The sequence below is a fragment of the Chryseobacterium limigenitum genome (assembly GCF_900114875.1).
Lineage (GTDB): Bacteria > Bacteroidota > Bacteroidia > Flavobacteriales > Weeksellaceae > Chryseobacterium > Chryseobacterium limigenitum.
Window position 1 is genome coordinate 21,729 of sequence record NZ_FPKW01000031.1, and the last position, 6,941, is coordinate 28,669.

The window sequence follows — 6,941 nt, forward strand, 5'->3', positions numbered from 1 at the left end:
GGTGTAGATTTTTCTGCTACCACAGATTCTAAATACACAATGATCAATTAAAATTGCCACAGAAATCCCTTTTGTGGCAATTTCCTACCATTGCTTACACAAAAAATACTGGGAGTTTCTTTGGAGTTTCCGTTTATTATCGTTTACACAAAGAAACACTCTTCCTAATCATAAAATCTGACAGAGGAAAATACTTAACTTTCAGTTACAGGCTGTTCGGACTTAGTCCCAATCAGTATACAATCCTGAAAAAATCTCTTCAGTATTCTAAAATAAAGATCAGCAAAAATGAATTTTAAAGATATACATATTGGAAGCTTAATCAGTCAACATGCAGAGAAATACAGCATAGAAATATCCCGTATATGTAAGTTTTTTAAATGTTCTGAAAGAGAAATAGAAGCCATGTATGAATCCGAAAATCTTGGTACGGATATTCTTTTGAAGTGGAGCAAGTTATTGGAATATGATTTTTTCAGGATATATTCCCAGCATCTGGTTCTGTATTCCCCTCCCAAAAGCCAAAACCTCAATCAGAGAAGAGATGCAGGCAATCCCAAATCGGTTGAATTCCGGAAGAGTGTCTACACAAAAGAAATCATAGATTTTATACTCGATCTTGTTGCTTCCGGAGAAAAAAGTAAAGCACAGATTATTGAAGAATATAAAATACCAAAAACCACCTTATACAAATGGATAAAAAAGCATCCGAGATAAATATAGATTTTCCCGATTATATTAAGATATATTCTGATCTCATCATGATGAAGCATCCTGAAAAAACAGGGGAATGTCAATATTATCTTTCCAAAAAAAAGCTATCTACTCTGGAAGTCATCAAACTGAATGAGATTATTTTCGGAAAGGTATATACCAGTCAAAAATACCGTTCTTATGATCATTCAACAATAATAGCCATACTGGATTACCAGAAAGTAAATAGGCTGAATGATACGGAGTTAGCCAATTATTATAGCCTGAGCAGAAATACGATAAAAAAATGGAAAGATAAATTCAGCAGAAAATAATTTATCTATCAACATAAAATGTAACTTTTTATCCTTATTCTGAGGCTTATGGGAAAACGATTTTTTGTGAATTTTCAGACATAAAAAAGTTTATTGAAACAAAGTGAAATAAACTTTCTATATCATCAGTAATAATCGGCGGCGTTTCAAACAATTTTATCTGAACATAGAAGTTTATTAATCAAATGAAGTTATCTCATAATCCGAAAACTTCGCTAATCTCTTCTATAGCAGCTCCTTTATAATCTGCATAAATATGAGCGTGAAATTCGTTCAGGTTTTTTAGTATTCTAAAAAGCTCAGTTTTCTCTTCATCCATTAATTTTCCAGATAAGATATTGGATGTCATATTTACTTTATTAACAGACTTATGAAACATTTCTTCACCTTTTTTTGTGATGTTCAGCCTTTTGCTTCTTTTGTCTTCGCTGTCATTTTTTTCTTCTATCAGTCCATATTCCAGCAGTCTTTTTATGATTTGAGTTCCGGTTTGTTTTTCGTGCCCGTTTCGTTCGATAAGCTGAATTTTTGTTAGATCTGGCTCATCTTTTAAGCGGTACAGATAAGTGAATTCTTCATTGGCGAGCTCAGGAAAATCTCCCAGGCCTTTCCTTATCAATTGTTTGGAATATCTGCTCAGAAGCAAAACCTGTTTGCAGATTTCGTTTTCGGTAAAAAAAACGGTATGCTTTTCATTTTTAAAGAGCTTTGTGGGGCTTTCTTCTGTATATTTTTTGTCGTTCAGCCACATCCGGAAATCTTCCACATTACAATTGGGCTTATAGGCTTTCGAGTTTTCAAAATCCTTTACCTTAAGAAGAAGATCAATAAAAAAATCAGTGTGCATAGTTTAATTTATGTAAAGATATAAGTTTTATTTATTGTGAATCAATCAAAGTTTAATACTTCCCATTCCGCCGTCAATCCCAATGATTTGTCCCGTTATCCAGGAAGAATCTGCTGACAGTAAAAACTCGGTTATTTTTGCCATTTCCACTGCGCAACCGATAATTACTATATTTTTCATCGTTTAGAAATTTTATTGTGACTTATTGTTCTTTGTCTGCTGCATTTGAATCTGTCAATTTCCGGATTTCTTTTCATCAGATGTTTTTTACTGATTCCGGAATTCACTCTTTTTCTCCAAAGCTTAAAGCTTGATGATTTCAGTTCGGTTCTCATCAATTCAATCACTTCTGATTCAGCTATTTTAAATTGAAATTCGATGGCCTCAAAAGGCGTTCTGTCTTCCCAAGCCATTTCGATAATTCGGTCTGTTTGTTCGGGACTAAATTTTTTCAGCATTTTTGTTCAGATTTTTATTTCTTCGGCATTTTTCACTGCAATATTTTACGTCTTCCCAGTTTTTCTTCCATTTTTTTCGCCAGTTAAATGGCAATCCGCAAACTTCGCAGATTTTTGAAGGCAAATCAGCGGGCATTTTACAGGATGAATTTTTTATAATGATTAATTTCAATATTCTTCGCTTTCAAATCGTGCATCATATTATACAATCCGAAAAACGTTCGGTTCAGATAAATGAAATGCTTTGAACCTCGGTTGGTATTCATTCCTTTCATATCACTCATTTTAGCATAACGCTGTCCAAGGTCGGCAATTTCCTGAAAGAAGTTTTCATCAGAAAAATCAAAATTATCAGCATTAAATGGTCTGGTAAACAATTCTAAAAGCTCGTAGAATAATTTGGTAAAAAACTCCTGTTCCTGAACTGAATCATCAGATCTCAGAATCTCAAGCTGATATAATTTTTCCCTGAAAATCTCAGGATTATTCAAATTCTCATTTTTAGCTAATTCAAAATAGGGTTGATAGAAATCGTTCGGAATTTCTTTGATACATCCAAAATCAATGACCAAAAGTTTATTATCATCAGAAATCAAGAAATTTCCGGGATGCGGATCTGCGTGAACCTGCTTTAGAATATGCATCTGGAACATATAAAAATCCCAAAGTGTCTGCCCGATTTTGTTGAGGTTTTCCTGAGAATTATTTTGTTTGGTGAATTCAGAAAAATGTTTTCCGGTCATCCAATCCATTGTGATGATTCTTTCGCAGGAAAATTCAGGGTAATATTTCGGAAACTGAAGATTCGGGAGATGGCTGCATTTTTCAGAAATTTCCTGACTTCTTTTCAGTTCAAGATCATAATCGGTTTCCTCAAACAGTTTATTTTCTACTTCCTGAAAATAAGATTCGGAACCTTCTTTTTTGATGTTGAACATTTTCATCGCAATCGGCTTTACCATTTTCAGATCGCTGGAAATGCTTTCTCTCACTCCCGGATATTGGATTTTTACCGCAAAGTTTTTATTGCCTTTCTTAGCTTTATGAACCTGACCGATGCTTGCCGCATTTACAGATTCTGGAGTAAATTCATCAAAAATATCTTCCGGATTTTTGCCGAAATATTTTCTGAAAGTCTTCTTTACCAAAGCTCCGGAAAGTGGCGGAACGGAAAACTGTGACAGGGAAAATTTCTCCACATAAGCCTGCGGAAGAATGTTTTTTTCCATACTCAGCATTTGAGCAACCTTTAAAGCAGAGCCTTTCAGTTCTTTCAGAGAGTCATAAATGTCTGTTGCATTATCTTCATTTAATGTTTTCAGCGCTTCGTCTTCGTTTTTGTCTTTCGTGATCTTGTTTCCGTAATATTTGATGTAGTTAACGCCTACTTTTGCACCTGCTTTCAGCAAACTGCTTGTTCTTTCAAGTTTTCCGGTCGGAATTTTATTAAGTGTTTTCATCTGTAAATTTCTTATTGATTAAGGTCAGATGGAACTTCCATCATTGGAAGTTTCATTTAATTTTTTTTGAAATTTTCTTTAAATAAAAATTTTCCGAGATCCAAAACTTTTCGTAACGGTTCGTTATCCATTAATTCAAATCCTGTATCAATTGTTTTTTCGATATAGATATCCGTTTTTTCGAATGAAGGCGAAGTATCTTTTTTCCAAAACTCGATGGCAGAAACCAAATGTAGCCATAAAGCTTCTTCTCTAGCTTTTTCGTGAAAGTTTTTTATATTATCCTTAGCTTTTTCTATCATTTCCCAGTCGTTGAAGTCTAAGGTTTTGATGAAATTCCGGTGTGTTTCCTTCAGCTGATTTGAGATTTTCGCAGCGCGTAATCTATCATTTCCTAAAATCATTAATACTAAAGATCTGTTCATCGTCATATTTTCAAAAAAGATAAAATAGACATTCAGTAATTTTTCTTTCGAAGTTACTTCGTCGGAATTATTGACTTCCGAAGCCAGTTCTACAGACTTATTAAAAAGATTGGCCAGCATGAGCTTTTCTATCTGCTCAAAACTTGAAAAGTAATCATAAAAATATTTTTCTTCGAAATCATTGTCTTTGGCAAATCTGTAAATGTTTTTTGGTCTTTCACCATGATTCAGTATATAATCGCCATACAGTTCGAATATTTTTTCTTCTGTTATCAAATTTTCTTTTTCCATTATAGATTTTATTTATGACAAATTTAGTAATTAATTTTACCAATTAAATAAATAAAGTATAAATTTGTACTATAACAATCATTCAAATTATAACTCATGTTGAAAATACAAGCTCAATCTAATATACCTACAGATTTTGGAATGTTTAAAGTTTATGCTTTTTCCGAAAATGAAAATGACTGGAATCCTCATTTGGTTTGGGTTGCGGAGAAAACAGATTTTAATGATATTGTGAATGTGCGTTTCCATTCAGAATGCATTACGGGAGAAGTTTTTCATTCCAGAAAATGCGAATGCGGACAGCAATTGGATGCCGCAATGAAATTTGTTTCGGAAAACGGAGGAATTATTATCTACCTAAGACAGGAAGGAAGAAATATTGGAATTATAAACAAATTGAAAGCGTACGCCCTTCAGGAAGAAGGTCTTGATACGGTGGAAGCGAATCTGAGATTAGGTCTTCCCGCAGACGGAAGAGATTTTGGTGTAGCCATTGAAATGCTTAAAATACTTACTGTTTCAAGGGTAAATTTATTAACCAATAATCCTGAAAAATTAAAATCTCTTGACAATAGCGGTATTTTGCTTAATAAAAGAATTCCTCTGGAAATTGATTCTAACGCAACGAATGAATCTTATCTTATTAAAAAGAAAAATTATTTTGGGCATCTTTTGGAAAAAATATAACTGTCTTCATTGTTTCAGGATAATTTCTGATATCAGGTAAAAATCGATCTATGATGATCTTTAATTCTCTCGGATAGAAGATAATAGAGTAGGGGTATTCTCTGATTTATGATTTGTTAGAATATAGTGTCCATACGGATTTGAGGAAAGAATTCGAATCCTTCTTTCCTTAACTATTAATAAAAATAGTAAAAATGCTGTAAAATAAATGTTTTACAGCATTTTTTGTTTTATGCGGTTCCAAAAAGAGCTAAATAATCACAATCTGAAAGAGACTTGCTGCAACCCTTTTGTTGTCAATACAAAAGTTTTTATTTGTGTATTCTAAAGACCATCCTGTTTTAAAGATCTTAAGACTTTATATTAAATTTGTATTTTTATAGTACTACAGTTTTTGTAAAATATTAATTAAATTATTTTCATAAATTTATAGGTGCAAATGTAAAACCACTGAGCTGAAAAACCCTTACTGTAAATTCACTTAAAGAGTGTAGTTAGCTGTAATTCAGTTGTTTGAAATGGGTGTGTGAGTAAAATTAAGTAGAAGGAATTCACAAAAAATAAATTTAAAATAGTGGAGTTATTATATCTGGAGATCATTTAAATAAAATTGGTGCTATCAAAAATGTGATAATGTTAATAATCAAAGAATATTAAAAGCATAAAAATCGAACGATTTTATTACCTCTAAGAACTGCTTTTTCCCAAACGGAGTTACTCCTCTAAAGTTGGAAAATCGCATTTTAAATATAAGGAAATTGAAAACAGATCATACTAAAGATCGGGAGCAGATCCTTAGAACTGCGGCTACAGTAAGACTTAGGCATACCAAATCTTCAGTATTATTAAAAAGGCTTAATTATTATGCCTGGCAAAATTTATTATATCAATCGTGTAGAGATTTGGGAAGGTTTTTCGGAACAAAATTTTTACTGGATTTACTTTTTCGATGAGAGTAAAAAAAAGAGACTGCCCTTTTGAGACAGCCTCTTTCTAAACTATTTTTAATATTAAATTCTTTTACTGTAATTTTAAAATGCTTATTATGGAGCAACTGTTCTCAAGCCTATATATATTATAGAAGTTGTATCCGCAGTAAGTCTAATCTCATCGAACCATACTCCTTTATGGCTTACCCAATGCATCCTTGGATTAGGATCACCAACGCAATTTTCAACATAATCCCAATGCTTTGTAGGAAATACTTGTACTCCGTTTCTCCAGAAAGTAGGAATACTAGTACTTGCATTTCCTTGCCTAGTATAAATCGCCATATTTGAATAACCTATAAGTTTATTGAATTTCCATGTATTAGTTGTACCTGCTGATATTTGATTAAGAATGTTATCAATATATACACATGAGACTTTTGCAACAGGAGTTCTTTGGCTGACAGTTCCTGTAACTCCCAAAAGTGAAACTTGAAAATTTGTATTAGTATCACTGTTATATATAATCCAATCATAAGGTCCATCTGGAGGAGGAGGCGTCGATGGCAATTGAGCAGCCTTGGAAACAGTACAAGTAGTTGCACCATTAAATGATACTGGGATATTCATTGTTGTGACTGTAGTAGGTGTACCCGTTACCGAATAAACTAAGTTTCCACTTCCTATATTAAGTGTACCAGCCTGAAGTATAAAAGTTAATCTGAACTTGCAACTATTTTTGAGACAAAATTTATATACTCTTTATGCTACATTTTTAGATTGATTAGACATTAAATTTTGATACTCTTTTATGGT

The 6,941-nt window shown here is 32.7% G+C and carries 12 protein-coding genes; 5 read left to right on the top strand and 7 right to left on the bottom strand.

Annotated elements, in window-relative coordinates:
* The first annotated feature begins 53 nt into the window (after nt 1-53).
* Genes BT156_RS20695 through BT156_RS20705 form a run of 3 tightly spaced genes read left to right on the top strand, consistent with a single transcriptional unit; the run spans nt 54 to nt 1,028 of the window.
* Nucleotides 54-299, top strand: coding sequence for a hypothetical protein (locus BT156_RS20695; protein ID WP_139255545.1), 246 nt, complete (start codon nt 54-56; stop codon nt 297-299).
* Complete coding sequence (locus BT156_RS20700; RefSeq protein WP_072412826.1) at nt 289-717, top strand: helix-turn-helix domain-containing protein; 429 nt, start codon at nt 289-291, stop codon at nt 715-717. Before BT156_RS20695 ends, BT156_RS20700 begins: the two co-directional genes overlap by 11 nt.
* On the top strand, nt 693-1,028 hold the full coding sequence (locus tag BT156_RS20705) for a hypothetical protein (RefSeq protein WP_072412836.1): 336 nt from the start codon (nt 693-695) through the stop codon (nt 1,026-1,028). Before BT156_RS20700 ends, BT156_RS20705 begins: the two co-directional genes overlap by 25 nt.
* Nucleotides 1,029-1,224: 196 nt before the next feature.
* Here the strand turns inward: BT156_RS20705 and BT156_RS20710 are convergent, their stop codons facing one another.
* Genes BT156_RS20710 through BT156_RS20730 form a run of 6 tightly spaced genes read right to left on the bottom strand, consistent with a single transcriptional unit; the run spans nt 1,225 to nt 4,509 of the window.
* On the bottom strand, nt 1,225-1,875 hold the full coding sequence (locus BT156_RS20710) for a MarR family winged helix-turn-helix transcriptional regulator (protein ID WP_072412827.1): 651 nt from the start codon (nt 1,873-1,875) through the stop codon (nt 1,225-1,227).
* 45 nt (nt 1,876-1,920) lie between these two features.
* Nucleotides 1,921-2,055 (bottom strand): hypothetical protein, encoded by a 135-nt coding sequence (locus tag BT156_RS22515; RefSeq protein ID WP_262484316.1) that lies wholly within the window; start codon nt 2,053-2,055, stop codon nt 1,921-1,923.
* A complete protein-coding gene (locus tag BT156_RS20715) occupies nt 2,052-2,333 on the bottom strand; it encodes a TIGR03643 family protein (protein WP_072412828.1) in 282 nt (93 codons plus the stop codon). Before BT156_RS20715 ends, BT156_RS22515 begins: the two co-directional genes overlap by 4 nt.
* Nucleotides 2,317-2,469, bottom strand: a complete 153-nt coding sequence (locus BT156_RS20720; protein WP_072412829.1) for a DUF2256 domain-containing protein — start codon at nt 2,467-2,469, stop codon at nt 2,317-2,319. Before BT156_RS20720 ends, BT156_RS20715 begins: the two co-directional genes overlap by 17 nt.
* 1 nt (nt 2,470) lies before the next feature.
* Entirely contained in the window at nt 2,471-3,793 is a 1,323-nt protein-coding gene (locus BT156_RS20725; protein WP_072412830.1) for an ABC1 kinase family protein, read from the bottom strand.
* Nucleotides 3,794-3,849: 56 nt separating this feature from the next.
* Nucleotides 3,850-4,509 (bottom strand): hypothetical protein, encoded by a 660-nt coding sequence (locus BT156_RS20730; protein WP_072412831.1) that lies wholly within the window; start codon nt 4,507-4,509, stop codon nt 3,850-3,852.
* A 96-nt stretch (nt 4,510-4,605) separates the two neighbouring features.
* Between BT156_RS20730 and ribA the strand changes: the two genes are divergently transcribed.
* Nucleotides 4,606-5,196: a GTP cyclohydrolase II gene (gene ribA / locus BT156_RS20735; protein ID WP_072412832.1), complete on the top strand. Its 591-nt coding sequence runs from the start codon at nt 4,606-4,608 to the stop codon at nt 5,194-5,196.
* A 728-nt stretch (nt 5,197-5,924) separates the two neighbouring features.
* A complete protein-coding gene (locus tag BT156_RS22620; protein WP_072412833.1) occupies nt 5,925-6,149 on the top strand; it encodes a Tn3 family transposase in 225 nt (74 codons plus the stop codon).
* A gap of 90 nt (nt 6,150-6,239) precedes the next feature.
* Here the strand turns inward: BT156_RS22620 and BT156_RS20745 are convergent, their stop codons facing one another.
* Entirely contained in the window at nt 6,240-6,695 is a 456-nt protein-coding gene (locus BT156_RS20745; protein WP_139255546.1) for a hypothetical protein, read from the bottom strand.
* Nucleotides 6,696-6,941: the final 246 nt, after the last annotated feature.